The organism is Naasia sp. (assembly GCF_025465545.1).
Lineage (GTDB): Bacteria > Actinomycetota > Actinomycetes > Actinomycetales > Microbacteriaceae > Naasia.
This window is the reverse complement of record NZ_JAODMK010000003.1, coordinates 1-24135: the sequence shown is the minus strand read 5'-3', so window position 1 is coordinate 24135 and position 24135 is coordinate 1. Positions and strand designations below refer to the sequence as shown.

Below are 24135 nucleotides of genomic sequence, written 5' to 3'. Positions count from 1 at the left end.
GCCGCATCCCGTTGTCCGGCCCGCGCATCTGTGCCAGAGGCGCGGCAGGGGTCACTGGCCGGAGTAGGGCTCGACCTTGCGGACCTCGACGCTGATCTCGCGCCCGTTCGGCGCGGTGTAGGTGGTCTTCCCACCGACCGCCAGTCCCAGGATGGCCTGCCCCAGCGGGCTCTGCTCGCTGTAGACGTCCAGGTCGCTGTCGCCGGCGATCTCGCGGTTGCCCACGAGGAACACGCTCTCGTCGCCCGCGATGGTCGCGGTCACGACGGTTCCCATGCCGACCCTGTCCGCGGCGGCGGGAGCCTGACCGACCTGTGCGCTGCGGAGCAGCTGCGTGAGCTGGCGGATGCGCGCCTCGATCTTGCCCTGCTCCTCCTTGGCGGCGTGGTAGCCGCCGTTCTCCTTGAGGTCACCCTCTTCGCGGGCCTGCTCGATCCGCTTGGCGATCTCCAGCCGGCCCTCGCCGGACAGCTGCGCCAGCTCGGCGGAGAGTCGCTCGAACGCCTCCTGGGTCAGCCAGGTGACGGGGGCTTCCGGTGACATGCGTACTCCTCAGGGAATGAGCTTCGAGGCCCTGCGGGGAGAGGGCGGGTGCTGCGGCGCCCCGGAGCGGAGCGGGGTGGGAACACCGTCCCGGTGGCCGGGATGTGGGCAAACAGCCAGGCTACGGGAGCCAGCAGCGGTAGATCAAGGCCGTGTTCGGCGGGTTGGTGGTGCGGATCGTCTCGACGAATCCCCTGGTCCGCTCCGGAGAAGCGGGGAGCTGCACGACCTTCCAGCCGACCGTCTCGAACTTGTCGTTGAGCGCCTGGGCCGCGCACTCGACCACCTGTCCGGGTTCCGCGGTGACCTCGAAGCGCACGCTGATCTCCCGGTCGCTGACCTTCTGGTAGCCCGTGTCGCGGTAGTCGACCGTGGCGGCAGGGTCGCCGAGTCCCGACCAGATGACCCAGGCGACCACGAGGGCGGCCAGGGCGACCACTGCCGCCACGAGGATCCCCAGCCGGCGCCGGGGGGAGAGCCGCGCGCGGCCATACCTGTCCTCGAGGTCGGCAGTGGAGGGCGCTGTCGTACGCGTCACGTTCCTCCTGTCCCGCGGATTAGTCTTGACTCCACGCTACAACCGTGGAAGGACAGCGCCCTGATCGTCGACTCGATTCTCGCCCTCCTGGCGACGCCGACCCCGTCGCCCTCGCCGGCGTTCGATTCGACGATCGTCACCCCCGGCCCGGTCGGCTTCGCAGTGGTCTTCGGGATCGCAGTGGTCACGGTGCTGCTCATCCTGGACATGACGAGGCGCGTCCGCCGCACGCGATACCGGGGCGAGTTGCGCGAGCAGCTGGAGCGCGAGCAGGCCGCGCAGCGGGACGACTCCGCCGGCTGATCGGAGCCCCTCAGACCTGGTCGAGCACGATGAGCAGGGTCGCCACCCAGTGGCAGGCGAAGGCCAGCACCGTGCAGGTGTGGAAGATCTCGTGGAACCCGAACCTCCCCGGGAACGGGTTCGGCCGCTTGAGCCCATAGATGACGGCGCCGGCCGTGTAGAGCACGCCGCCGATCAGCACGAGCAGCATCATGGCCGCATTCGCCGCGAAGAGGTCGCCGAAGAAGACCACGGCAGCCCAGCCGAGGCCGACATAGATGGGCACGTAGAGCCAGCGGGGCGCGGTGATCCAGAACACCCGGAATGCGATGCCGAGCAGGGCGCCGCCCCACACGATGGACAGCAGCACGAGGCCCTTGTCGGGCGGCAGCGCCAGCAGGGACAGCGGCGTGTAGGTCCCCGCGATGAGCAGGAAGATGTTCGCGTGATCGATGCGCTTGAGCAGCCGGAGCATCCGTGGGCCCCAGTTGAACCGGTGGTAGAGAGCGGAGTTGCCGAACAGCAGCAGCGATGACGCCATGAAGACCGCGCTGGCCGCCTTCGCGAGCGGGGTCTGACCCATGCTGACGAGCACGATGCCGAGCACGAGCGCGAGCGGGAAGGTGCCCGCGTGAATCCAGCCTCGCCAGGTCGGCTTCGCCGCCGCCGGGTGGTCGAGCTCGTCCTCGAGCAGGGGCAGATTCGGCAGGGCTGCCGCGTCCTCCCGGTCAGCCGATTGCGCGTCGGAGTCGACGCCGATCGGCCCCGCGGCGCCGTCCTGCAGGGGCGCGCCTTCCTCTCCTGCCACGGCTCCAGAATAGCCGGGCGCCGAAGGGGCGCCCGGCTCCCGCGAGGCTTTGCGGAGCCGCGGGGGCTAACGTGAACACGTGCTGCGACGGCGTAAGACGGTGCCGACCAACCCGGCCTACGTGCTCTACCAGCGGCGGATCCGGGCCTCCCTGGACCGGAACTCGCTGCCACGCCACCTCGCGATGATCCTCGACGGCAACCGTCGGTGGGCGCGGCAGGTGGGCGCGGAGACGGCGGCCCACGGGCACCGGGCGGGTGCCGCGAAGATCCGCGAATTCCTGATCTGGTGCGATGACCTGGGCATCGAAGTGGTGACGCTGTACCTGCTCTCCACCGACAACATCGGCGCCCGCGACCCGGGCGAGCTCGCCGAGCTGGTCGAGATCATCGGCGAGCTGGCCGACGACCTCTCCCGCTTCCGTGACTGGCGGGTCAAGCACGTCGGCACGCCGTCCGGCCTGCCCGATGGCCTCGCCGCCACTCTCAAGGCGGCAGAGGAGCGATCGGCCGGCAAGACCGGCCTGCACGTCAACCTGGCGGTCGGCTACGGGGGCCGCACCGAGATCGCCGACGCCATGCGCAGCATCGTGTCGTCCCACCACCTGCAGGGCGGCACGATCGAGGACCTCGCCGGCGTGCTCACCCCGGAGCTCATCGCCGAGCACCTCTACACGGGCGGCCAGCCGGATCCGGATCTCGTGATCCGCACCTCGGGCGAGCAGCGCCTGTCCGACTTCATGCTCTGGCAGAGCGCGCACAGCGAGCTGTACTTCGTGGAGGCGCTCGGTCCGGATCTCCGCGAGGTGGACTTCCTTCGCGCGCTCCGGGACTACGGCAAGCGGCACCGCCGATTCGGGGGCTGATCGCGGGGGCGCTTCCCCTAAACTGACGGCGAGATGACTCCTATCGCGCGGTTCGCAGCCGGGTTCCTGGAGGAGCCGGGCTACCTCGACTACGCCTCCTACGGGCCGCTCTCCGGTGCTGTGGTGGCGGAGATGGACTGGCAGCGGGAGCTGGTGTCCCGGTCGAGGTTCGGCTCGACCGGCGCCCTGCTCGAGCAGGAGGATCGCGCCCGGACGGCGCTCGCCGCCACCCTCGGCTTCCGTCCCGACCAGGTCGCCCTGCAGCCCAGCACCAGCATGGCAACGATGCACGCCTTGTTCGGCATAACGGGCGGCGTGCTGATGTCCCGGGCCGAGTTTCCCAGCCTGCCCTTCGCTGCCGTGCGGGCGGAGCAGTCCCTCAGCGTCACGGCGCCGATCTGGCTGGAGACCGATCACGGCCGAGTCACCCCCGGGCAGATCCGCGATCAGCTCACCTCGACAACGGTCGCCGTGGCGGTGAGCCTCGTCGATGCGCGCACCGGCTACCTGGCCGACATCGAGGGCATCCGGCAGGTCATCGGCGATCGGCTGCTCCTCGTCGACGTCATCCAGGGCGTCGGCGTCACCGATGCCCCGTTCGAGGTCGCCGACATCGTCGTGGGGGGCGGCCACAAGTGGCTGCGGGCCGGCTGGAGCACCGGCTTCCTCGCCCTCAGCGACCGCGCGATCGAGCGGCTGACGCCCGTGTTCTCCGGCTTCCCCGGCACCGCCGACGAGTCGCTCATCCCCTGGGACGAGGTGCCCGCACCGGTGCGCGGCGCCTCCGCCTTCAGGGTCACGGATCCGGATCCGCTCGCCGCCGCCCGCCTCGCCGCCTCCCTCGAGGAGCTGGCCGAGGTCGGCGTCGGTGCGGTGGAGGACGCGGTGGCGCAGAACGTGACCCGCATCATCGACCTCGCCGACGAGTACGCGCTGCAGGTGCTGTCCCCGCGCGACGAGGGCGAGCGCGCCGGCATCGTCGTGATCGAACCGGCGCCGGAGCAGCTCACCGTGCTCAGCGCGTCACTGTTCAACCACGGCGTCGCGGCGACCACCCGGCAGGGCATGGTCCGGCTGAGCGCCCATGCGGGCACTCCGCCGGAGAGCCTGGAGATGCTGCGCGCCGCGCTTCTCAGCTACGCCACCGCCGTCCGGGTGCGGTGACACAGGGTTAACGCCCCCGTAACGCAGCGCGGGTGTGTCGGGGCGCCCGGCGTCGCACCCTCTGCGTAGCCTTCAGCGCATCAGGTACGGCACCTGATCGAAACGGCCACATAAGTACGTTTCGCAACGTCCCACCGTGGCCCGTCTCGCAGAATCGAGAGCGGAATTCCGCCTCGAGGTGGGAGTGATTGTGGCCTCAGCTGCCCGTTCGACGTCCGCGGCACACGCAGAGACGAGCAAGGGAAAGGTCCGGCAGGCCGAGCGCACGTTCGTGCTCGACACGTCGGTCCTGCTGTCCGATCCGAAGGCGATCTTCCGCTTCGCCGAGCACGCCGTCGTCCTTCCGGTGATCGTGGTCACCGAGCTCGAGGCGAAGCGGAACGATCCCGAGATCGGCTATTTCGCCCGCCAGGCCCTGCGGAACCTGGACGAGCTGCGGGTGCAGCACGAGCGCCTGGACTTCCCGATCGGGATCGGCGACGCCGGCGGCAGCCTCCGGGTCGAGCTGAACCACTCGAACATGGCGGTGCTGCCGTCCGGCCTGCAGCTCGGTGACAACGACTCGCGCATCCTCGCCGTGGCGATGAACCTCAAGAACGAGGGCCTCGATGTCGTGGTGGTGTCCAAGGACCTGCCCATGCGGGTGAAGGCCTCCTCGATCGGCATCGCCGCCGAGGAGTACCGCGCGGAGCTCGCCGTCGACTCGGGCTACACCGGCATGGCTGAGATCGCGCTCAGCGGCTCCCAGATGGCCGACCTCTACGACCACGAGCGCATGCGCACCGACCTCGTGCAGGAGCTGCCGGTGAACACCGGCCTCGTGATCTCCTCCGAGCGGGGATCGGCGCTCGCGCGCGTCACCGGCAAGCACGACATCCGCATCGTCCGGGGGGACCGCGAGGTCTTCGGGCTGCACGGCCGGTCGGCGGAGCAGCGCCTCGCGATCGACATGCTGCTCGACCCGTCGATCGGGATCGTCTCCCTCGGCGGACGCGCAGGCACCGGCAAGTCGGCGCTCGCGCTCTGCGCCGGTCTCGAGGCGGTGCTGGAGAAGCAGCAGCATCGCAAGATCATGGTCTTCCGCCCGCTCTACGCGGTGGGCGGCCAGGAGCTCGGCTTCCTGCCCGGCGACCAGGGCGAGAAGATGTCGCCCTGGGGTCAGGCGGTGTTCGACACCCTCGGCGCGATCGTCTCGCCGAACGTGCTCGAGGAGATCGTGGAGCGCGGCATCCTCGAGGTGCTGCCGCTCACCCACATCCGAGGCCGGTCCCTGCACGACGCCTTCGTGATCGTCGACGAGGCGCAGTCGCTCGAGCGGAACGTGCTGCTCACGGTCCTCAGCCGGATCGGCCAGAACTCCAGGGTCGTGCTCACCCACGACGTGGCCCAGCGCGACAACCTGCGGGTCGGCCGGCACGACGGCGTCGCCAGCGTGATCGAGACGCTCAAGGGGCACCCGCTGTTCGGCCACATGACCCTCACCCGGTCGGAGCGCAGCGCGATCGCGGCACTCGTCACGGAGATGCTCGAGTCGAACGAGCTCGCCTGACCTGACGGGTTCGTCTGAGGAGCGCGACCAGCGCCTCGCCGAGTGCCACGCGAGGCGCCGAGCGCGACACGGGTACGGCCCGCGCTCGGCGTCTCGGGTCGCCCTCGGCGTTCCGACTCGCGTCGCGGCGCTGTGGAGAGTGCGCGCGGGCGAGGAGGACGCGTCGCTACCGTCTCCGCATGCTTGCTGTCGCACCGGAACCGGAGGCGGCCGGTAGAGCGCCGGTCCTTGCCGAGCGAGCCCAGCCCAACGCCCCCGCATGTCCCTCGACCCGGCCGACCCGGCCGTCGCAGCGGCGCCTGCGGCTCCTCGCCGAGCTGGCGGCCGCAGTCACGCTCGGGTCGCTGGTGCTCTGGCGCCTCGGCCTCACCTCCGACGCGCTGTCCGCGCTCTACCTCGCCGCGGTGTCGCCGGCGCTCGTGGTGGTGGATCTCGCCGAGCATCGCCTGCCCGACCGGATGACGCTCCCGGGGCTGCCCATCGCCATCCTCGGCATCGCGTTGGGCGGGGTGCAGGGCGCGGATCCCGGCGCGCCGCTGGCGGCAGGCGGCCTCGCGCTCGGGCTGTTCCTCCTGCTGCACACTGCCGGCGGCATGGGCCTCGGCGACGTGAAGCTCGCTCTCGTGCTGGCCCTCGCGCTCGGCGTACGAAGCTGGGACACGGTCGCGGCCGCCGCCATCGTCGCATTCCTCGCGGGGGGAGCGGTCTCCGCCGTCGTGCTCGCCCGCAGAGGGGCGGGGACGCGGATCCCGTTCGGCCCGTTCCTGCTGATCGGGTTCTGGGTCGGGCTCCTCCTGGCCGGCCCGTCCGCATAGCGGGCGACGGCGCCAGCCCGGGCGGTCGTCAGCCGCTCAGCCGGGGTGGGTCATCGCCAGCACGTCGAGTGCCGTCGTGAGCTGCTCCTCGGTGACCTCGCCCCGCTCCACGAAGCCGAGGTCGATGACGGCCTCGCGAATCGTCATCCCTTGGGCGACGGCGTGCTTGGCGACCTTGGCCGCAGCCTCGTAGCCGATCACTCGATTGAGCGGCGTGACGATGGACGGCGAGGACTCGGCCAGGGCGCGGGCGCGCTCGACGTTCACCTCGAGCCCGTCGATGGTCTTGTCGGCGAGGAGGCGGGCGGCGTTGGCCAGCAGCCGGATCGACTCGAGCAGCGCGGTGCCCATGACCGGGATGGCGACGTTGAGCTCGAAGAAGCCGGAGGCGCCTGACCATGCGATGGTGGCGTCGTTGCCCACCACGCGCGAGGCGACCATGAGGACGGCCTCGGGGATGACCGGGTTCACCTTGCCGGGCATGATCGACGAGCCCGGCTGCAGGTCGGGGATGTGCAGCTCGCCGAGTCCCGTGTTGGGTCCCGAGCCCATCCAGCGGATGTCGTTGCAGATCTTGGTGAGGCTCACGGCGAGCACGCGCAGCGCCCCGGACGCCTCGACGAGCGCGTCGCGAGCGCCCTGCGCCTCGAAGTGGTCGAGGGCCTCGGTGATCGGCAGCCCGGTGTCCTCGGCGAGGATCGCGATCACCCGCTGCGGGAACCCGGCGGGCGTGTTGATGCCCGTCCCCGTCGCCGTTCCACCGAGCGGCACCTCGGCCACGCGCGGCACCGCGGTGGTGATCCGGTCGATGCCGAGACGGATCTGGCGGGCGTAGCCGCCGAACTCCTGCCCGAAGGTGACCGGGGTCGCGTCCATCAGGTGGGTGCGGCCCGACTTGACGACGTTCTTCCAGAGGGCCGACTTGGCCTCGAGCGAGGCGGCCAGGTGGTCGAGGGCGGGGAGCAGCTCGCGCAGCAGCCCCTCCGTCACCGCCAGATGCACCGAGGTGGGGAAGACGTCGTTGGAGGACTGGGAGGCGTTCACGTGATCGTTGGGGTGCACGGCCGAGCCGAGGCCGGTGGTGGCGAGCGAGGCGAGCACCTCGTTCATGTTCATGTTCGAGGACGTGCCGCTGCCCGTCTGGTAGACGTCGATCGGGAACTGGTCGAGGTGCGCCCCGGCGATCAGCTTGTCCGCTGCCGCCACGATGGCCGCGGCGATGCCGGCGTCCAGCACCCCCAGTTCGCCGTTCACGATGGCGGCGGCGCGTTTGATGCGGGCGAGCGCGACGACCTGCGTGTCCTCCAGTCGGGTCCCGGAGATGGGGAAGTTCTCGACCGCGCGCTGCGTCTGGGCGGCATAGAGGGCACTGGCCGGCACCCGCACCTCGCCCATCGTGTCGTGCTCGATGCGGTACTCCGTGTCCACCACTGTGTGGGCCCTTCTGTCGGTCGGTCGTCGGGTCGAGTGCGCTACGCGCCCACGTCGCCGACGACCAGGTCGAGGCCCGCGCGTCCCTCGGCGAGCCGGTACTGAGCGCCGACCACTGCCAGGCTACCGTCCGCGATCGCGTCGGCAATGAGCTCGGAGGCGATGAGGAGCTCCGCCACGGTGTTCCTCAGGTGCTGCCGGCCGACCTCGTCGGTGTCGATCGCCGTCGGGTCGATGGTGCCGTCCTCCGCGACGACTCCGACGGCGCGAACGGCGGGCACGATGGCGCTCACGTGCCGCCGGATGTGGGCGGGCAGAGGAGGCGCCTCGCCGCCCTGGGAGTCGACCGCGGCCTGGACGGCGCCGCACCGGTCATGGGCGAGCACGACGATGAGGGGCACGCCGAGCACGGCCACCGCGTACTCCAGCGAGGCGACAGCGGAGTCGGAGATCACCTGGCCGGCGTTGCGCACGACGAAGAGGTCGCCGAGGCCCTTGTCGAAGATGATCTCGGCCGCAAGCCGGGAGTCGCTGCAGCCGAACAGCGCTGCGACCGGATGCTGCACGTTGGCGAGCTCCGCCCGGCGCTCGACGTCCTGGCGGGGATGCGCGGGTTCGCCTCGCACGAATCGCTGGTTGCCCCGCACCATCTCCCGCCACGCTGCCGCCGGGGTCTTCCGTACGCTCATCCGGCCTGCTCCTTGCTGATCGATTGCGCCACGGCGGTCGCCAGGGCGGCCGCCTCATCCGGATCCGCGGTGCCGTACACGGCGTAGACGGCGGTCGCCGTCGTGGTGCTCAGCGCGTAGGACACGTTGCCCTGGGCGCCGCTGGCCCGGTCGTCGTAGACCGTCCACTCCAACCCGCCGAGGGTCACCGTGCCGTCCGCGCGGGCCCCGTCGAGGAGCTGCACCAGCCAGCTCTCGTTGGCGTCGATGCCCTGGCTGAAGCCGAGGTATTGGCTGCGCGGGGTGAGGAAGCCGATGTACCAGGAGACCACGCCGTCGGCGGTCTCGGTGCGCAGCTGCGCAGCGTTGGAGCGCCACTGCTTGCCGGGTTCCGGAACGGCGAGGGGCTGGTCGACCGCGCCCTGCGCCTCCTGGGCGGCGGCGGGATAGTCCACGTTCGGGGCGAAGTCCTGGGCCCCGCGCGGCACGAGGAGGATGATCACGACGACCACGCCGACGGTGACGAGCAGGGAGTACCAGAGGTTGTTCACCGTCTGCCGACCGCGCCGCTTGCGCCGGTCCTCCTCCTTGCGCGCCGCGGTCTCCTCCGCGGTCTCGGGGCGCCCGAGCTCGGCGACGACGCGCGGCGGACGCGCGGGGTCGCTCATCCTGCTGTCGTCGACTGGGACTGCGCGGAGCGCGCCGCGTCCAGCCGGGCGCGTGCGTCGATCAGCCATTCCTCGCAGCGGCGGGCCAGCTGTTCGCCGCGCTCCCACAGCTGCAGGGACCGCTCGAGCGTCTCGGCGCCCTGCTCGAGCTCACCGACCACTCGGATGAGCTCGTCGCGCGCCTGCTCGTAGGTGAGCTGGGCGACGGGAACGGGCTGATCTGCCATGGCAGCCAGTCTATTCGCGGTCGCCGACGGGGCCGCTGCTCACGGCCCCCACAGAGCCGTCGGGCAGGCGGAGTCGCAGCCGGGTCCCGGCGGGCGCATCGCCTGTGCCGCGGAGGACGGTGCCGTCCTCGAGCTGCGCGATGGCGTAGCCGCGCGCCAGCGTGCTCTGCGGCGAGAGCGCTCGCAGGCGCCCGGAGAGCTCCGCGGCCACCCGGCCCGCCTTCTCCAGCGCCCGGTCCACCAGCTCGCCGCCGCGGGCGAGGTGGCGGGAGAGCTCGTCCGCGCGCTGGTCCACGATCCAGCCGGTGCTCGAGAGCGCGGGCCTGCTGCGCAGCGCCGCGATGCGGTCCACCTCGATGGCGACGGTGTGCGTGACCCGGCTGCGGATGCGCGCGCGGGCCTGCTCGATGCGGGACAGCTCCTCGGCGACATCGGGCACGACGCGCTTGGCGGCGTCCGTGGGGGTCGAGGCGCGCAGGTCGGCGACGTCGTCGAGCAGCGGACGGTCCGCCTCGTGGCCGATGGCGCTGACCAGGGGAGTGGTCGTCGCCGCCGCCACCCGGAGGAGCGCCTCGTCGCTGAAGGCCAGGAGGTTCTGGAAGTCGCCGCCGCCGCGGGCGACGATGATCACGTCCACTTCGGGGTCGGCGTCGAGCTTGCGGATCGCCGCAGCGACCTCGCTGGCGGCCCGATCACCCTGCACCGCGGCGTACTGCACCCGGAACTGCACCGCCGGCCAGCGCAGCTGGGCGTTGCGAAGCACGTCCTTCTCGGCGTCGGAGTCCTTGCCCGTCACGAGCCCGATTCGCCCGGGCAGGAACGGCAGCGGCCGCTTGCGCTCCGCCGCGAACAGGCCTTCCGACGCGAGCTGCCGCCGCAGACGCTCCAGGCGCTCGAGCAGGTCGCCGAGACCCACGTGCCGGATCTCGTACACCTGCATGGTGAGCGAGCCGCCCTTGACCCAGTAGTTGGGCTTGATCAGGGCGATGACGCGGTCGCCCTGCTTGAGGTCGTTCGGGATGCGGGCACGCACCGAGGACCACACGCTGAATCCGATGGTGGCGTCCTGGTCGAGGTCCTTGAGCTTGCCGTACACGGTGCCGCCGCCGACGCTCCACTGCGTGATCTCGCCCTCGACCCACACCGTGCCGAGCCGGTCGATGTAGTCGCGGAGCTTGACCGCCAGCATTCCCACCGGCCAGGGGGCCTCCGCCGTCGCGCGACCGTCGCTCATGCCAAGCCCCTCCCGCTGGTGCTCTCAGCGGCCGTTGACGCATGCGGAAGTAGAATCTCCTGGTGAGCAACGCCACCATCGGCCTCGGCATGCCCCGGATCCCCCGGGCGCGCAACAGGCTAACCGATACCCCTGTCGCCGGGATCAAGCGCGTCCTGCTCGCGGCACCCCGGGGGTACTGCGCCGGGGTGGATCGCGCCGTGATCGCCGTCGAGAAGGCGATCGAGCACTACGGAGCCCCCGTCTACGTGCGCAAGCAGATCGTGCACAACATCCACGTGGTCTCCGAGCTGGAGAAGAAGGGCGCCGTCTTCGTCGACGAGGTCGACGAGGTGCCGGAGGGCGCGCACGTCGTGTTCAGCGCGCACGGGGTATCGCCCGCGGTGGTGGAGGCGGCCGCGCTGCGGGGACTGCATGCGATCGATGCGACCTGCCCGCTGGTCACGAAGGTGCATCGCGAAGCCGTGCGCTTCTCCCGCGACGACTTCGAGATCCTCCTGATCGGGCACGCCGGTCACGAGGAGGTGGAGGGCACTGCAGGCGAGGCGCCCGACCACATCACGCTCGTCGGCTCACCCGACGACGTGGCCAACGTGCATGTCAAGGACCCGGACAAGGTCGTCTGGCTGTCCCAGACCACGCTTTCGGTGGACGAGACGATGGAGACGGTCCGTCGGCTCCGCGAGCGCTTCCCCAACCTGCAGGATCCGCCGAGCGACGACATCTGCTACGCCACCCAGAACCGGCAGGTCGCGATCAAGAAGGTGGCCCGCGAGTCCGACCTCGTGATCGTCGTCGGCTCCGCCAACTCCTCGAACTCGGTCCGACTCGTCGAGGTGGCCCTCGAGCACGGCGCCAAGGCCGCATACCGCGTGGACTACGCCAGCGAGGTGCGGCCCGAGTGGCTCGCGGGTGTCGCAACGGTGGGCGTGACCAGCGGCGCCTCCGTGCCCGAGGAGCTCGTGCGCGAACTGCTCGACGACCTGGCCGACGCCGGCTACGGCGACGTCCAGGAGGTCAAGACCGCCGAGGAGGACCTCATCTTCTCCCTCCCCAAGGAGCTCCGCCGCGACGTCGCCGGCAATCAGGATGCACGCGCCATCGGCGGCCGCATCCGGGCTGCCGAGTAGCGCCGATGTCCGACCGTCCCACCTCCGGACCGGCGCCCGGCTACGGCGAGTACGGCCCGATCCCTGCGTCCGCGCCGTCGGCGGCCTCGGCCGAGAGCCGGGTTCCGCCCGCCGCGGCCACCCCTGAGCCGGCGCCCGTTCGTTCCTCCGCCGCTTCCCCGGCGGGTGGCGGAGCCGGCGCTCGCCCCGTTCCGCGCTGGGACCGCGTCGTGACGATCGCCCTGCTCGCGCTCGCCGCGATCAACGTGCTCACCACCATCCCGCAGATGCTCCACCTGCCGCAGACCCTCGATGAGGTCTACGCCCAGCAGGGCTGGGGCGACTACACCTCCGACAGCCTCGCTTCGGCGATCGGCATCGCGGTCAACGTGCTGAGCGTCGTGCTGCTCCTCGCCGCCGTCGGCATCTCGGTGCGGCGCCTGCGGACCGCTCGTCTGACCTTCTGGGTGCCGCTCGTCGCCGGCGTGACCGCCGTGATCGTCACGATGGTGCTGCTGTCGGCGGCGATGCTGATCGATCCGGCGCTGCCTGCCTTCATCCAGACGCAGACGTCCCCGGCCCCCTGAGTCTCGGGCCACAAGTGCCCGTTCCGGCGCGAAGTGGCCCTTGCAGCGGTCACTTCGCGCCGGAACGGGCACCCGGGGCCGGCCTCAGCTCTGGGACCTGCCGTACGAGCCGAGCTCGCGGGTCGCCTCGGTGACTCGCTTCGCCATCGCGGACTCGGCGATCTTGCCCCAGGCGCGCGGGTCGTAGATCTTCTTGCTGCCGACTTCACCGTCGACCTTCAGCACGCCGTCGTAGTTGCGGAACATGGTGTCCGCGATCGAGCGGGTGAAGGCGTACTGGGTGTCGGTGTCGATGTTCATCTTGACGACGCCGTTGGAGACGGCCTCGGTGATCTCGGCCTGACTCGAGCCGGAGCCGCCGTGGAACACCAGGTCGAGAGGCTTCGGCCCGGTGCCGTATTTCTCGGCGAGGCCCGCCTGGATCTCGCCGAGCAGCTCGGGCTTGAGCCGCACGTTGCCCGGCTTGTACACGCCGTGCACGTTGCCGAAGGTGAGGGCGGCCATGTAGCGGCCGTTCTCGCCGAAGCCGAGGGCGTCCACGGTCTTCGCCGCGTCGTCGAGCGTCGTGTAGAGGTGCTCGTTGATCTCGTGGCTGACGCCGTCCTCCTCGCCGCCGACGACCCCGATCTCGATCTCGAGGATCGCGCCGATCGACTTGGTGCGGGCCAGCATCTCGGTGGCGATCTCGAGGTTCTCGTCCAGGGGCACCGCCGAGCCGTCCCACATGTGGGATTGGAAGATCGGGTTGCGTCCCGCCCGGACCTCGTCCTCGGACGCGGCGATCAGCGGGCGCACGAAGCCGTCCAGCGCGTCCTTGGGGCAGTGGTCGGTGTGCAGCGCCACGGTGATGGGGTAGTTCTTCGCCACCTGCGTTGCGAAGGCCGCGAAGGCGAGAGCTCCGGCGGCGCGGTTCTTGACCGTGTGGCCGGCGAAGTAGTCGGCGCCACCCGTCGTGACCTGGATGATGCCATCCGAGCCGGCCTCGGTGAGGCCCTGGAGCACGGCGTTGACCGTCTGCGAGGACGACACGTTGAAGGCCGGGTAGGCGAAGCCCTCGGTCTTGGCCCGGTCGAGCATCTCGGCGTACTGCTCCGGAGTGGCGATGGGCATGGGGCTCTCCTCGGGATCCGAACGGTGGCGATTTCCGCCGCGCCGAGTCTATCGAGGCCCCTGCAGGCGGGTTGGGCCGGCGCCCGCGCGGCGGAACGCCTCGACGCTGACTTCCTCGCCGTCGTCACCACCGAGCGCGTCCGATCCAGCACCCACGACACACCGGCCCACGGCGAGCTCGTCATGGCCACGCTCACCCGTGCCGTGCCGTGCCGGACGCGCTCCCCGCCGTCGACGTCGTCGTGACCCAGGGCGGGATCACCTCCGCCGACGTCGCCCGAGCCGGCCTCGGCGCGCGACCCGGGCCACGTCCTCGGACAGGTGCTGCCCGGCGTACCCGTGTGGTCCGTGCCCGTCTACGACGGGCGCACCCTTCTCCACGTCGTCGTGCCCGGCAACGTCGGCGGCCGGGACACTCTCGTGGACGTGCTCGACGCCCTCTCCGTGCATGGCGCCTCCAACTCGCTTCCCCACCCTCGATAGGCTCGGCGCCAGACGCGACGCCGCGTCCCCGCCAGGAAGGACCACCATGGTCGACTCGGACACCGCACCCCTGTACGCGCAGCCGGACCGCAACCTCGCCATGGAGCTGGTGCGGGCCACCGAGGCGGCCGCGATCCGTGCCGTGCCGTTCATCGGGCGCGGGGACAAGAACGGCGCCGACAAGGCCGCCGTGGATGCCATGCGCAAGTTCCTCGGCACGGTCGACTTCGACGGTGTGGTCGTCATCGGCGAAGGCGAGAAGGACCAGGCGCCGATGCTGTTCAACGGTGAGCACGTGGGCACCGGCAACGGTCCGTCCTGCGACATCGCCGTCGACCCCATCGACGGCACCTCGCTCGCCGCGGCCGGACGCCAGAACGCCCTCTCCATGATCGCCGTCGCCGATCGCGGCTCGATGCTGGACGCGTCCATGGTCTTCTACATGGACAAGCTCGTGTCCGGACCCGAAGGAATCGGTGTCGTCGACATCCGGAAGCCCATCGGCGAGAACATCCGAGCCCTCGCCAAGGCGAAAGGCAAGCCGGTCGAGCAGATGCAGATCGCCGTCCTCGACCGTCCCCGCCACATGCAGCTCATCCAGGACATTCGCGCTGCCGGCGCAGGTACCCGCCTCCTCCTCGACGGCGACGTCGCGGGCGGCATCAACGCCGCCCGCCCGGAGACCCGCATCGACATGTGCGTCGGCACGGGCGGCAGCCCCGAGGGCGTCGCCACCGCCTGCGCCATCAAAGCCCTCGGCGGCTTCATCCAAGGCAGGCTTGCACCCAAGACGGACGAAGAACGGCAGCGCGGCATCGACGCCGGCCTCAAAATGGACCACGTCTACGAGGCCGGCGACCTCGTCCGCAGCGAGAACACCTTCTTCGTCGCGACCGGCGTCACCGACGGCGGGCTGGTCGAAGGGGTGCGGCGTCTCGGCGACATCATCCGGACCGAATCGATCGTGCTGCGGTCGCGGTCGGGAACGGTTCGTCGGGTCATCGCGGAGCATCTGGCGGAGCGTTGGCTCTGAGCTTCTCGGGCGTCTATCTGGCTTGCTGAGTCGTCTGGGGTCGCGAGGGGCGGGGCTTCCGGTTCTCAGCTCAGACATCGGCGGGATCGCTGCGCGAGCCCGCCGAAACTCGCAAGAGAACCGAAAGCCCCGCCCCTCGCGCATCGCTGCGCTCGTGCGAGAGTCGTCTAGGGAAGTACCGCCGAGGCGGGTGTCGGTACCAGGGCGGGGCTGAGCTTCGCTCGCCTCGCCCGCTCACGGGCGGGGCTTCGCTGCGCTCGCCTCACCCGCTGAGAAACCTGCGCCTTTCCCCTAGGCCGTTACTGATTGTTCGTCAGGCGGTCTTGGTGGCGGGGGAGCGGCGGTCGGAGGTGAAGTCGATGAGCTCCGGCTGGTGGGGGGCCACCGCCTCGAGCTCCTGCTCGAGGGTCAGCTCGATGCTCGGGGTCGACACGGTGGTCTTGTCCGCGCGGGACGCCTCCAGGGTCGTGACCTCGACGGCGGGGGCGTCGACGCTCGTCAGCTCGAAGGCGGTCAGCTCCCGCGGAGACTCCTCGATGCCCTCGATGGGCGGCAGGATCTTCGACTCGTCCAGCGCGTTCAGCTTGCGGGCCGACGGGAAGACCTGGCGCTCCAGCGAGCCGACGAACGAGTTGTAGTCCTTGACGCTCCGCTCGATCGACCGGCCCAGCTTGGAGAGGTGGTTCGCCATGGTCGCGAGGCGGCCGTAGAGCTCCTTGCTGAGGTCGAAGAGCGTGCGCGCCTCCTCGGTGACCACGTCCTGCTGCCAGCTGAAGGCGACCGTCTTGAGCACCGACCACAGGGTGACGGGCGAGGAGAGCGCGACCCGCTTGCTGAAGGCGAACTCCATGATGCTCGGGTCCGCCTCGAGGGCGGAGGAGACGAGCGACTCGCTGGGGATGAACGCGATGACCATCTCGGGGCTCGCCGCGAGGCCGTCCCAGTAGGTCTTGCCGCCGAGAGTGGTGATGTGGTCGCGGACCGCCTTGACGTGCGCCTTCATCAGCGACGCCTTGCGGGCGAGCTCCGCCTCGGAGGCGGTCGCCGGGATGGCCGCCGCCTCGATGTAGGAGTTGAACGGCACCTTGGCGTCGACCGCGATGCTCTTGCCGCCGGGCAGGTGCACCACCATGTCGGGCCGGCCGGCGCCGGAGTCGGAGGTGATGCTCGACTGCACGTCGAAGTCCACGCGGTGCAGCAGGCCGGCCGCCTCGACGACGCTGCGGAGCTGTGTCTCACCCCACACCCCGCGCGTGCTGTTGGAGCGCAGCGCGGAGGCGAGCGACTCGGCGGTGCTGCGCAGGCGCTCCTCCGACTCCGCCGCGGAGCGCAGCTGCTGGGCGAGCTGGCCGTGCTGCACGGAGCGCTGCGATTCGATCTCGGTGACCTTGGTCTGCATGGTGCGCAGCGCCTCCTGCACAGGGCTCAGCGCCTGCAGCACCTTGCTCTCCGCGGCGTCGCGCTCCTTCTGCAGGGCGATCTCCCGGGCGTGGCGCTCCACCAGCTCGCGGTAGCGGTTCTCGTGCGCCTGGATCTCGGCGCGCAGGCCGTCGGCGGTCGCCTCCACGCGAGCCAGGTCGGCGTAGATCTCGGAGCGGACGGTGGCCTCGTCGGCCTTCACCTGCGCGAGCGCGGCGCTTCCCTCGGCCCTCGCCTGAGCGAGCGCCGCATTCGCCTCGGCGCGCACCTCGACCAGCGCCGCCTGGTGCTGCGCCTCCACCAGACGCGGGTCCTCCACGGGCTCGGCCGGCACGGCGCGGCGCTTGGCCAGGATCAGTCCGGACGGGATTCCGAGGACGACGCCGAGGACCAGTCCGGCGAGGAGGAGAAGCGCGAGTTCCATGCCGCCAGTCTGCGTCGAGGGTCCGACATCGGGGGCGGGGCGCGCCCCGCAGGCCGCAATAGAGTGAGCGCATGACCCTCATCGAGCACTGGATCGACGGCAGGAACCACCCCGGCGCAGGCGGGCGCACGGGGCCGGTCTTCGATCCGGCGAGGGGTGTGCAGCAGCACGAGGTGGCGCTGGCGAGCGATGACGAGATCGCCGCTGCGGTCGCCGCCGCCAAGGCCGCGTTCCCCGGCTGGCGCGACACCTCGATCGCCCGCCGCTCCACCGTGCTCTTCGCCTTCCGCGAACTGCTGAACGCCCGCAAGGACGAGCTCGCGGCCGTCCTCACCTCCGAGCACGGCAAGGTGCTCTCCGACGCCGCCGGGGAGATCACGCGCGGCCTGGAGGTCGTCGAATTCGCCACCGGCTTCCCGCATCTGCTCAAGGGCGACTTCACCGAGAACGCGTCCACCGGCGTGGACGTGTACTCGCTGCGCCAGCCGCTCGGCGTGGTCGGCATCATCTCCCCCTTCAACTTCCCGGCGATGGTGCCGCTGTGGTTCTTCCCGATCGCGATCGCCGCCGGCAACACCGTCGTCCTGAAGCCGAGCGAGAAGGACCCGTCCGCAGCGAACTGGATGGCCGCGCTGTTCAAGGAGGCGGGCCTGCCCGACGGCGTGTTCAACGTGCTGCACGGTGACAAGCAGGCCGTCGACGGGCTGCTGACGCACCCGGACGTGAAGAGCATCTCCTTCGTCGGCTCGACCCCCATCGCCCAGTACATCTACGAGACCGCCTCGAAGCACGGAAAGCGGGTGCAGGCCCTCGGCGGGGCGAAGAACCACATGCTCGTGCTGCCCGATGCGGACCTCGACCTCACCGCCGACGCCGCGGTCAACGCGGGCTTCGGCTCGGCGGGGGAGCGGTGCATGGCGATCTCGGTCGTCGTCGCGGTGGAGCCCGTGGCGGACGACCTCATCGCCAAGATCACCGAGCGGATGGCGACCCTCAAGGTCGGCGACGGCCGCCGCTCCTGCGACATGGGGCCGCTGATCACGCGCGAGCACCGCGACAAGGTGGCCTCCTACATCGACAAGGCGACCGAGGACGGTGCCGACGTCGTCGTGGACGGGCGCGGCATCGAGGTCGACGGTGAGGCGGACGGCTTCTGGCTCGGCCCCACCCTGATCGACAAGGTCCCCACCACGTCGCACGTCTACACCGACGAGATCTTCGGCCCGGTGCTCTCCGTGGTCCGGGTCGCCACCTATGAGGACGGGGTCGCCCTCATCAACTCCTCCCAGTACGGCAACGGCACGGCCATCTTCACCAATGACGGGGGAGCGGCCCGCCGCTTCCAGAACGAGGTGGAGGTGGGGATGATCGGCATCAACGTGCCCATCCCGGTTCCGGTCTCCTACTACTCGTTCGGCGGCTGGAAGAACTCGCTGTTCGGCGACGCCAAGGCGTACGGTCCCGACGCGTTCCACTTCTTCACCCGGCAGAAGGCGGTGACGAGCCGCTGGCTCGATCCGAGCCACGGCGGCATCAACCTGGGCTTCCCCCAGAACCGCTAGCCCGATCTGCCCGTTCCGGCTCGGATTGCGCGCTGCACGCCGCATCCGAGCCGGAGCGCGCTGTCCGGGGGTCAGCGGGCGAGGACCGCGGCGGTGCCGATCGAGCGGATGCGCACGCTGGTGGCCGCGGCGAGGGCCGGGAGGTCCGCCGCGTCGTGACGCTTCGCCGCGTGCACGATGATCGCCGCGCAGGCCTCCGCGTCGGAGAGCGCGTCGTGGTGCCGGAAGTCCTCGAAGCCGGCGGCCATCGCCGCGACCGGCAGCCGGTACGAGTCGAGGGTGTAGGTGCGGCGTGCCACCTGAAGGCTGCAGAGGTACTCGTACTCGGGCGTCGCGAGCGCGCTCGCCTCGCAGGCCTTGGAGATGACGCCCATGTCGAACCCGGCGTTGTGGGCGACGAAGACGTCGTCCCCGGCGAAGGCCACGAGGTCGGAGAGCTGGTCGCTCCAGAGGAGCGCATCGACGATGTGCGACTCGTCGATGCCGTGGATGCGCGTGTTCCACTCCGAGAACCAGTCGTGGCCGAACGGCGGGCGGATGAACCACGACGCCGTGTCGACGACCCTGCCGCCGCGCACCTTGACGAGGCCCACGGAGCACGCCGAGGCGCTCGACGGGTTGGCGGTCTCGAAGTCGATTGCAGTGAAGTCCAGCGGCATGCCCCGACTCTCACACGCGCCTCCGACGCCCCCGGGCGCGTCCTGCGGCGATTCCGGATCCGTCCCCGCCGCGGCCTCTCCCCGCCTCGGGATCCCGCGGGCGTCGCAGCCGTGCGATGCCGGCTCCCTCTCGCTCAGCAGGCATTTCTCTCTCCGCAGCCCGCATACGCGGTTTTCCGCCTGCTGAGCGAAAGTCTGCCTGCTGAGGGAGAGGGCCGCCCCGAGCGGCGGCGCGACGCGGCGTCCCGGGCGAGCCGCAGTCCGCGTCGCCGGTAGCCTTGTACCCCGTGGCTCTCACCATCGCAATCGTCGGCCTGCCCAACGTCGGCAAGTCCACCCTCTTCAACGCGCTCACCCGCAACAACGTGCTCGCGGCGAACTATCCGTTCGCCACGATCGAGCCGAACGTCGGCGTCGTCGGCCTGCCCGACCCGCGGCTCGACAAGCTCGCCGACCTGTTCGCGAGCGAGCGGATCGTGCCGGCCACCGTGTCGTTCGTCGACATCGCCGGCATCGTCCGCGGCGCCAGCGAGGGGGAGGGGCTCGGCAACCAGTTCCTCGCGAACATCCGTGAGGCGGACGCCATCGCCGAGGTGGTCCGCGGCTTCGACGATCCCGACGTCGTGCACGTCGAGGGCAAGGTGGACCCCGCCGGAGACCTCGAGACGATCAACACGGAGCTGATCCTCGCCGACCTGCAGACCCTGGAGCGCGCCATCCCGCGCCTGGAGAAGGAGGTGCGAGGCAAGAAGGCGGAGCCGATCGCGCTCGAGACCGCGCAGAAGGCGAAGGACGTCCTCGACGCCGGCACCACCCTCTCCGCATCCGGTCTCGACATCTCCGCGATCCGGGAGCTCGGACTGCTCACCGCGAAGCCGTTCATCTACGTCTTCAACGTGGACGAGACGGTGCTCACCGATCCGGCCCAGCGCGAGCGGCTGTCGGCGCTCGTCGCCCCCGCCGAGGCCGTGTTCCTCGACGCCAAGCTCGAGTCAGAGCTCGTCGACCTCGACCCGGAGGACGCGGCAGAGCTGCTGGCGAGCACCGGCCAGGAGGAGAGCGGCCTGAACCAGCTGGCCCGGGTCGGCTTCGGCACGCTGGGCCTGCAGACCTACCTCACGGCAGGCCCGAAGGAGTCCCGAGCGTGGACGATCGGCAAGGGCTGGACGGCCCCGCAGGCGGCGGGCGTGATCCACACCGACTTCCAGAAGGGCTTCATCAAGGCCGAGGTGATCTCCTTCGACGACCTCGTGGAGACCGGCACGATCGCGGAGGCCCGGTCCAAGGGCAAGGCCCGCATCGAGGGCAAGGACTACGTGATGCAGGACGGCGACGTCGTGGAGTTCCGCTTCAACGTCTGAGTGCCCTCGCCCTTCAGTCCCTGCAGGCGATCAGGGAGACGGTGTCGCCGCCTCCTCTGTCTCCGCCGCGGTGTATGACTGGGGGACCTGCGACAACGCCACTGGGGCGCGCGGGGAGAAGGTGAGACGCTGATGGCGGCGAACGGAATGAGCTATGTCGTACTCCAGGTCGTGCTGAAGGAGAAGATCTTGGGCACGGGCTCCGGCAACCTCACCGAGCTCGAGAAGGCGATCAACACCCAGGCGTCGCTCGGCTATCGACTGCACACCATCACGACCTCGGCGTCCGGCAGCAAGGGCTTCGGCGGTGCCGACCGCATCCAGGCGACGCTGGTGTTCGAACGACTCTCGTAGCACTCGGGGAGCGGTCGGGGCGGCACTCCGGGCTTCCTCGACCCGGCCGGCAATCTCTGCGGCACCGAGCCGCTCGTCGAGCGTCCCGGCGGGTGACCCGCAAGCCGGTCGGCCTCACCCGGTCGTCGAGGCCCCCATCGCGTGCGCGAACGGCGGCGGGCCGACGATGCGCATGGTGCCGGTGGACGTCGCCGCCGCCCGGATGCGGTCGAAGTCGACCGGGAGAGCGGGCTCGCCATTCCGGGCCGGTTCGCTCGCTGTCCGGTAGAACGCCTCGCCGCCGCCCGGCGTATGGAGGCACAGCAGCCGCGCCCCATCGGAGCCGGCGAGGAACGCGTGCGGAACTGTGCGGGGAACCACCGCCACCCCGCCCGCTCGAAGCTCCGTCTCGACGCCCTCGACGTGCAGCACGATGGTGCCGGCCAGCACGTAGAAGGTCTCGTCCGCCTCCGGATGGGTGTGCAGCGGCGTGCTCTTGCCGGGCTCGACATCGTCCTCGAAGAGGAGGAAGTCGCCGCCCACCTCGCCCTCGTGCACCAGCCAGGTGTGCAGGCCGCCGCCGGAGAACCAGCGGCGTTCTGCCTGCTCGGCGGTGCGGATCAGCGGCGTCGTGAAGGTCATCGTCGTGTCCCTTCTTCGTGGGACTCAAGTCCCATGACGAAACTACGGTACCGTCTAGGCCATGTCAACGGCCTACGAGGAGAGCGGGCGCGCCAGGCAGAAGCAGCGCACCCGGCTGGCCCTGATCGCCTCCGCGCGGGACCTCGTCGCGCGTGGAGGGCGGCCTCCCACGGTCGCCGAGGCGGCCGAGGCGGCGTCGATCTCGCGCACCACCGCGTACCGGTACTTCCCCACCCAGAAGTCCCTGCTCGTCGCCGCGCACCCCGAGATCCAAGCGACCTCCATGCTCCCCGCCGGCATCGGAGAGGACCCCGAACTCCGGCTGGAGGCCGCGGTCCGCGGCTTCCTGGCCATGGTGGTCGACACCGAGGCGCAGCAGCGGACCATGCTTCGACTGTCCCTCGAGACCGACGCGGCGACGCGAGAGCTGCCGCTGCGCCAGGGGCGTGCCATCGGCTGGTTCGAGGAGGCGCTGGAGCCGCTGGTCCCGAGCCTCGGCCGGCAGGGCGTGCGGCGGCTCGCCGTGGCCGTGCGTGCGGTGGCCGGGGTCGAGCCCCTGGTGTGGCTGCTCGACATCGCCGGCATGACCCGCGATGAGGCCGTCGAGCAGATGACCTGGTCGGCCGTCGCGCTTCTCCGCCGGGCGGTCGCCGACCGCTGAGTCTGGGTGATTCCCTCCGCCTGCACGTTCGAAGCCCCGTGCCGGATCCGGCCCTCGGCATCTGAGCAGACTCGAATGGCACGCTGGGCGGTGTGACCGCGCATGCCATGTTCCCTCTGGGCACGGTGCTCTTCCCGTCGATGCCCGCCGTGCTCCGGATCTTCGAGGAGCGATACCTCCAGATGCTCGCGAGCGTGCTCCAGGAGGAGGAGCCCGGATTCGGCATCGTCCTGATCGAGCGCGGGGTCGAGGTGGGCGGCGGCGAGCAGCGATTCGACGTGGGCACCTTCGCCCGGATCACCGAACTGCTGCAGGGCGACGGCTTCGTCGGCCTCGTCGCCGAAGGGGCGCAGCGTTTCGAGGTGGAACGGTGGCTGGAGGACGCCCCGTACCCGCGAGCGGAAGTCCGCATCCTTCCCGCCCTTGCCTGGGACGAGGCCCTGCGGCCGCTGCTCGAGGAGACGCATCGGGTCGTGCGGCGCGTGCTTGCCCAGGCCAGCGAGTTCGCGGAGCAGCGGTGGAGTCCCGACGTGGAGCTCGTGGAGGACCCGGTAGGGGCGGCGTGGCAGCTCGCCGGGATCGCCCCGCTCGGCGAACTCGACCAGGTCGGACTCCTCCGCGCGACGAGCGTCGAGGGACTCCTCACTGACGTCCAGCGCCTCGCAATCGAGGCCCTCGAGACGATCAGGGTCTCCGCGATCGACCCCAGTGACGAGGACGGCTTGGACGGGTTCGGCGAGCTCTGAGCGATCTCGGCCGACGCGACGGCTGCCGCTCTCCGGCGAAGGACTAGCGAACGAGGTGTTCCCGAGGGCCAGCGAGCAGGTCATCGAGGAAGTCCGCGACGGTGCTGGCGATCAGAGCCGCCACCTCCCGGGGCGGCACGGCAGAGCGTGCCAGCACCTTCATCGAGTGGTCGGCGCCCGGCACGGTCACCACGCGGACGTTGGGCGACTGTGCGGCCTCGACCTCAGCCGCGACGGTAGCCGCAGTGCCGAAGGTGTCCCGCTCGCCCTGGAGCACCAGCACCGGAACGTCGGGGGTGAGGAGTTCGGGCAGCCGGGTGCGGTCCGGCGTCGACGGCGGGCGGAGCGGGAAGGCGAGGCACAGCACGCCGATCGCCCCGACCTCGGCCGCCGTCCGGCACGCGACCCGTGCGCCTGCGCTGCGGCCGCCCACGATCAGCGGCGCTCCCGGCACGAGCCCGGCGACCGCCGCAGCCGATTGCAGCCACGCGGCGTCGAGGGCGGCGGGGCGGGACGCGACCCGGCGGCCGGCGACCCGCCACGGCTGCTCATGGCGCACGACCGAGATGCCGCGGAGGGGGAGGGCGCGGGCGATCGCGAGCAGGTCCGGGCCCCCGATCCCGCCGCCCGCTCCGTGGCCGAGCCAGAGCACCGCGCGGGGGCGCGCGGCGGAATCGGGCGCGTCGACGGTGAGCCGCGCGGGACCGGCCTCGGTGTCGACGTCGAGCTGCACGACCCGACCGTAGCTCAGCGGCCGAACAGGCTTCCAGACGCGTCCGCCCTCGCCGACCCGCCGAATTCCGCCGCCGTTTCGGGAACCGGGCGTCGGCGGGGGCGTGCAGACGCCGGCCTCGGCGGCGCGGTCGCCCGAATTGGGTACGCCCAGTCACTTTGACGGTGGCCCCCGGTCCCGCATACTTGCCGGATGCACCGCCGCGCTCTCACGATCCTGACCGCGGCGCTCGTGGCAACCGGCTTGACATGCGCGTCCCCGGTCGCGGCGGTCGCCGCGAGGCCGATCGCTGCCGACCAGAGCAGCAGCACGCTCGGGATCGACGTCTCGTGGCCGCAGTGCGGCACCAAGCTTCCGCAGGGACAGGCGTTCGCCGTCGTCGGCGTGACCGGCGGCCTCGCCAACGACACCAATCCCTGCCTCTCCAGCCAGCTGGCGTGGGCCGAGAAGTCGTCCGGGGTCACCGGGCAGCCCAAGGTGG

General features: G+C 70.8%; 26 protein-coding genes and 2 pseudogenes. 15 read left to right on the top strand and 13 right to left on the bottom strand.

The annotated features are described in order from the left end of the window. Nucleotides 1–51: 51 nt before the first annotated feature. Nucleotides 52–543 carry a transcription elongation factor GreA gene (greA, locus tag JWR33_RS00775; protein ID WP_297408566.1) on the bottom strand — a complete coding sequence of 164 codons (492 nt, stop codon included), beginning with the start codon at nucleotides 541–543 and terminating at the stop codon, nucleotides 52–54. 121 nt (nucleotides 544–664) lie between these two features. Next, nucleotides 665–1081, bottom strand: a complete 417-nt coding sequence (locus JWR33_RS00770) for a DUF4307 domain-containing protein (protein ID WP_297408565.1) — start codon at nucleotides 1079–1081, stop codon at nucleotides 665–667. A gap of 162 nt (nucleotides 1082–1243) precedes the next feature. On the opposite strand from JWR33_RS00770, the gene JWR33_RS00765 reads away from it, so the two are divergent. Beyond that, complete coding sequence (locus JWR33_RS00765) at nucleotides 1244–1384, top strand: hypothetical protein (protein WP_297408564.1); 141 nt, start codon at nucleotides 1244–1246, stop codon at nucleotides 1382–1384. Nucleotides 1385–1394: 10 nt separating this feature from the next. On the opposite strand, the gene JWR33_RS00760 is transcribed toward JWR33_RS00765, so the two are convergent. Beyond that, nucleotides 1395–2072 carry a hemolysin III family protein gene (locus JWR33_RS00760; RefSeq protein WP_297408736.1) on the bottom strand — a complete coding sequence of 226 codons (678 nt, stop codon included), beginning with the start codon at nucleotides 2070–2072 and terminating at the stop codon, nucleotides 1395–1397. 178 nt (nucleotides 2073–2250) lie between these two features. On the opposite strand from JWR33_RS00760, the gene JWR33_RS00755 reads away from it, so the two are divergent. From JWR33_RS00755 to JWR33_RS00740, 4 genes are all read left to right on the top strand, one after another. Beyond that, nucleotides 2251–3036: an isoprenyl transferase gene (locus tag JWR33_RS00755; protein WP_297408563.1), complete on the top strand. Its 786-nt coding sequence runs from the start codon at nucleotides 2251–2253 to the stop codon at nucleotides 3034–3036. 33 nt (nucleotides 3037–3069) lie between these two features. Continuing rightward, on the top strand, nucleotides 3070–4200 hold the full coding sequence (locus JWR33_RS00750) for an aminotransferase class V-fold PLP-dependent enzyme (RefSeq protein WP_297408562.1): 1131 nt from the start codon (nucleotides 3070–3072) through the stop codon (nucleotides 4198–4200). A gap of 271 nt (nucleotides 4201–4471) precedes the next feature. Continuing rightward, a complete protein-coding gene (locus JWR33_RS00745; protein WP_297408734.1) occupies nucleotides 4472–5749 on the top strand; it encodes a PhoH family protein in 1278 nt (425 codons plus the stop codon). A gap of 179 nt (nucleotides 5750–5928) precedes the next feature. After that, nucleotides 5929–6564: an A24 family peptidase gene (locus tag JWR33_RS00740; protein ID WP_297408561.1), complete on the top strand. Its 636-nt coding sequence runs from the start codon at nucleotides 5929–5931 to the stop codon at nucleotides 6562–6564. A 36-nt stretch (nucleotides 6565–6600) separates the two neighbouring features. On the opposite strand, the gene JWR33_RS00735 is transcribed toward JWR33_RS00740, so the two are convergent. The 5 genes and pseudogenes from JWR33_RS00735 to xseA all read right to left on the bottom strand — a co-directional run. Continuing rightward, entirely contained in the window at nucleotides 6601–7995 is a 1395-nt protein-coding gene (locus JWR33_RS00735; RefSeq protein ID WP_297408560.1) for a class II fumarate hydratase, read from the bottom strand. A gap of 41 nt (nucleotides 7996–8036) precedes the next feature. Beyond that, nucleotides 8037–8684, bottom strand: a complete 648-nt coding sequence (locus JWR33_RS00730) for a carbonic anhydrase (RefSeq protein ID WP_297408559.1) — start codon at nucleotides 8682–8684, stop codon at nucleotides 8037–8039. Next, nucleotides 8681–9331, bottom strand: coding sequence for a DUF4245 domain-containing protein (locus tag JWR33_RS00725; protein ID WP_297408558.1), 651 nt, complete (start codon nucleotides 9329–9331; stop codon nucleotides 8681–8683). The genes JWR33_RS00730 and JWR33_RS00725 overlap by 4 nt, the downstream gene beginning before the upstream one ends. Next, nucleotides 9328–9558 (bottom strand): exodeoxyribonuclease VII small subunit, encoded by a 231-nt coding sequence (locus JWR33_RS00720; protein WP_297408557.1) that lies wholly within the window; start codon nucleotides 9556–9558, stop codon nucleotides 9328–9330. Before JWR33_RS00720 ends, JWR33_RS00725 begins: the two co-directional genes overlap by 4 nt. Next, a pseudogene (gene xseA, locus JWR33_RS00715) lies at nucleotides 9498–10792 on the bottom strand (exodeoxyribonuclease VII large subunit); the annotation flags it as partial. The pseudogene xseA and the gene JWR33_RS00720, both read right to left, overlap by 61 nt. An 89-nt stretch (nucleotides 10793–10881) precedes the next feature. Here xseA and JWR33_RS00710 point away from each other — a divergent pair. Both JWR33_RS00710 and JWR33_RS00705 read left to right on the top strand, forming a co-directional pair. Continuing rightward, entirely contained in the window at nucleotides 10882–11922 is a 1041-nt protein-coding gene (locus tag JWR33_RS00710) for a 4-hydroxy-3-methylbut-2-enyl diphosphate reductase (RefSeq protein WP_297408732.1), read from the top strand. Nucleotides 11923–11927: 5 nt separating this feature from the next. Further along, nucleotides 11928–12488, top strand: a complete 561-nt coding sequence (locus JWR33_RS00705; protein WP_297408555.1) for a DUF6264 family protein — start codon at nucleotides 11928–11930, stop codon at nucleotides 12486–12488. Nucleotides 12489–12572: 84 nt separating this feature from the next. On the opposite strand, the gene fbaA is transcribed toward JWR33_RS00705, so the two are convergent. Then, nucleotides 12573–13598, bottom strand: a complete 1026-nt coding sequence (fbaA, locus tag JWR33_RS00700) for a class II fructose-bisphosphate aldolase (RefSeq protein WP_297408554.1) — start codon at nucleotides 13596–13598, stop codon at nucleotides 12573–12575. A 348-nt stretch (nucleotides 13599–13946) separates the two neighbouring features. Here fbaA and JWR33_RS00695 point away from each other — a divergent pair, with 348 nt between their 5' ends. Together JWR33_RS00695 and glpX are read left to right on the top strand one after the other, a co-directional pair. Then, nucleotides 13947–14081 (top strand): hypothetical protein, encoded by a 135-nt coding sequence (locus tag JWR33_RS00695; RefSeq protein ID WP_297408553.1) that lies wholly within the window; start codon nucleotides 13947–13949, stop codon nucleotides 14079–14081. A 46-nt stretch (nucleotides 14082–14127) separates the two neighbouring features. Further along, on the top strand, nucleotides 14128–15114 hold the full coding sequence (gene glpX / locus JWR33_RS00690) for a class II fructose-bisphosphatase (RefSeq protein ID WP_297408552.1): 987 nt from the start codon (nucleotides 14128–14130) through the stop codon (nucleotides 15112–15114). A gap of 313 nt (nucleotides 15115–15427) precedes the next feature. Here glpX and rmuC read toward each other — a convergent pair whose 3' ends face one another. Continuing rightward, on the bottom strand, nucleotides 15428–16957 hold the full coding sequence (gene rmuC / locus JWR33_RS00685) for a DNA recombination protein RmuC (protein ID WP_297408551.1): 1530 nt from the start codon (nucleotides 16955–16957) through the stop codon (nucleotides 15428–15430). 71 nt (nucleotides 16958–17028) lie between these two features. On the opposite strand from rmuC, the gene JWR33_RS00680 reads away from it, so the two are divergent. Beyond that, nucleotides 17029–18519: a CoA-acylating methylmalonate-semialdehyde dehydrogenase gene (locus JWR33_RS00680; RefSeq protein WP_297408550.1), complete on the top strand. Its 1491-nt coding sequence runs from the start codon at nucleotides 17029–17031 to the stop codon at nucleotides 18517–18519. A 71-nt stretch (nucleotides 18520–18590) separates the two neighbouring features. Here the strand turns inward: JWR33_RS00680 and JWR33_RS00675 are convergent, their stop codons facing one another. Next, complete coding sequence (locus JWR33_RS00675) at nucleotides 18591–19178, bottom strand: 3'-5' exonuclease (protein WP_297408549.1); 588 nt, start codon at nucleotides 19176–19178, stop codon at nucleotides 18591–18593. A gap of 287 nt (nucleotides 19179–19465) precedes the next feature. Here JWR33_RS00675 and ychF point away from each other — a divergent pair, with 287 nt between their 5' ends. Together ychF and JWR33_RS00665 are read left to right on the top strand one after the other, a co-directional pair. Further along, nucleotides 19466–20539, top strand: coding sequence for a redox-regulated ATPase YchF (gene ychF, locus JWR33_RS00670; protein ID WP_297408548.1), 1074 nt, complete (start codon nucleotides 19466–19468; stop codon nucleotides 20537–20539). A 132-nt stretch (nucleotides 20540–20671) separates the two neighbouring features. Beyond that, entirely contained in the window at nucleotides 20672–20893 is a 222-nt protein-coding gene (locus tag JWR33_RS00665) for a DUF4177 domain-containing protein (RefSeq protein WP_297408547.1), read from the top strand. 114 nt (nucleotides 20894–21007) lie between these two features. Here JWR33_RS00665 and JWR33_RS00660 read toward each other — a convergent pair whose 3' ends face one another. Then, nucleotides 21008–21514, bottom strand: coding sequence for a cupin domain-containing protein (locus tag JWR33_RS00660; protein WP_297408546.1), 507 nt, complete (start codon nucleotides 21512–21514; stop codon nucleotides 21008–21010). A 61-nt stretch (nucleotides 21515–21575) separates the two neighbouring features. On the opposite strand from JWR33_RS00660, the gene JWR33_RS00655 reads away from it, so the two are divergent. Both JWR33_RS00655 and JWR33_RS00650 read left to right on the top strand, forming a co-directional pair. Next, on the top strand, nucleotides 21576–22175 hold the full coding sequence (locus JWR33_RS00655; protein ID WP_297408545.1) for a TetR family transcriptional regulator: 600 nt from the start codon (nucleotides 21576–21578) through the stop codon (nucleotides 22173–22175). Between the two features lie 92 nt (nucleotides 22176–22267). Next, nucleotides 22268–22921, top strand: coding sequence for an LON peptidase substrate-binding domain-containing protein (locus JWR33_RS00650; RefSeq protein ID WP_297408544.1), 654 nt, complete (start codon nucleotides 22268–22270; stop codon nucleotides 22919–22921). A 43-nt stretch (nucleotides 22922–22964) separates the two neighbouring features. On the opposite strand, the gene JWR33_RS00645 is transcribed toward JWR33_RS00650, so the two are convergent. Then, nucleotides 22965–23654: an alpha/beta family hydrolase gene (locus tag JWR33_RS00645; protein ID WP_297408543.1), complete on the bottom strand. Its 690-nt coding sequence runs from the start codon at nucleotides 23652–23654 to the stop codon at nucleotides 22965–22967. Nucleotides 23655–23846: 192 nt separating this feature from the next. On the opposite strand from JWR33_RS00645, the pseudogene JWR33_RS00640 reads away from it, so the two are divergent. Next, nucleotides 23847–24135, top strand: a pseudogene (locus JWR33_RS00640) (hypothetical protein); the annotation flags it as partial.

Excerpts from the sequence above, each read along its gene's own strand:
- JWR33_RS00710 (WP_297408732.1), top strand. The coding sequence starts at position 10,882 with ATGCCCCGGATCCCCCGGGCGCGCAACAGGCTAACCGATACCCCTGTC.
- rmuC (WP_297408551.1), bottom strand. The coding sequence starts at position 16,957 with ATGGAACTCGCGCTTCTCCTCCTCGCCGGACTGGTCCTCGGCGTCGTC.
- JWR33_RS00725 (WP_297408558.1), bottom strand. The coding sequence starts at position 9,331 with ATGAGCGACCCCGCGCGTCCGCCGCGCGTCGTCGCCGAGCTCGGGCGC.
- JWR33_RS00675 (WP_297408549.1), bottom strand. The coding sequence starts at position 19,178 with ATGCCGCTGGACTTCACTGCAATCGACTTCGAGACCGCCAACCCGTCG.
- JWR33_RS00705 (WP_297408555.1), top strand. The coding sequence starts at position 11,928 with ATGTCCGACCGTCCCACCTCCGGACCGGCGCCCGGCTACGGCGAGTAC.
- JWR33_RS00660 (WP_297408546.1), bottom strand. The coding sequence starts at position 21,514 with ATGACCTTCACGACGCCGCTGATCCGCACCGCCGAGCAGGCAGAACGC.
- JWR33_RS00680 (WP_297408550.1), top strand. The coding sequence starts at position 17,029 with ATGACCCTCATCGAGCACTGGATCGACGGCAGGAACCACCCCGGCGCA.
- JWR33_RS00655 (WP_297408545.1), top strand. The coding sequence starts at position 21,576 with ATGTCAACGGCCTACGAGGAGAGCGGGCGCGCCAGGCAGAAGCAGCGC.
- greA (WP_297408566.1), bottom strand. The coding sequence starts at position 543 with ATGTCACCGGAAGCCCCCGTCACCTGGCTGACCCAGGAGGCGTTCGAG.
- fbaA (WP_297408554.1), bottom strand. The coding sequence starts at position 13,598 with ATGCCCATCGCCACTCCGGAGCAGTACGCCGAGATGCTCGACCGGGCC.
- JWR33_RS00730 (WP_297408559.1), bottom strand. The coding sequence starts at position 8,684 with ATGAGCGTACGGAAGACCCCGGCGGCAGCGTGGCGGGAGATGGTGCGG.
- JWR33_RS00750 (WP_297408562.1), top strand. The coding sequence starts at position 3,070 with ATGACTCCTATCGCGCGGTTCGCAGCCGGGTTCCTGGAGGAGCCGGGC.
- JWR33_RS00665 (WP_297408547.1), top strand. The coding sequence starts at position 20,672 with ATGGCGGCGAACGGAATGAGCTATGTCGTACTCCAGGTCGTGCTGAAG.
- JWR33_RS00720 (WP_297408557.1), bottom strand. The coding sequence starts at position 9,558 with ATGGCAGATCAGCCCGTTCCCGTCGCCCAGCTCACCTACGAGCAGGCG.
- JWR33_RS00740 (WP_297408561.1), top strand. The coding sequence starts at position 5,929 with ATGCTTGCTGTCGCACCGGAACCGGAGGCGGCCGGTAGAGCGCCGGTC.
- glpX (WP_297408552.1), top strand. The coding sequence starts at position 14,128 with ATGGTCGACTCGGACACCGCACCCCTGTACGCGCAGCCGGACCGCAAC.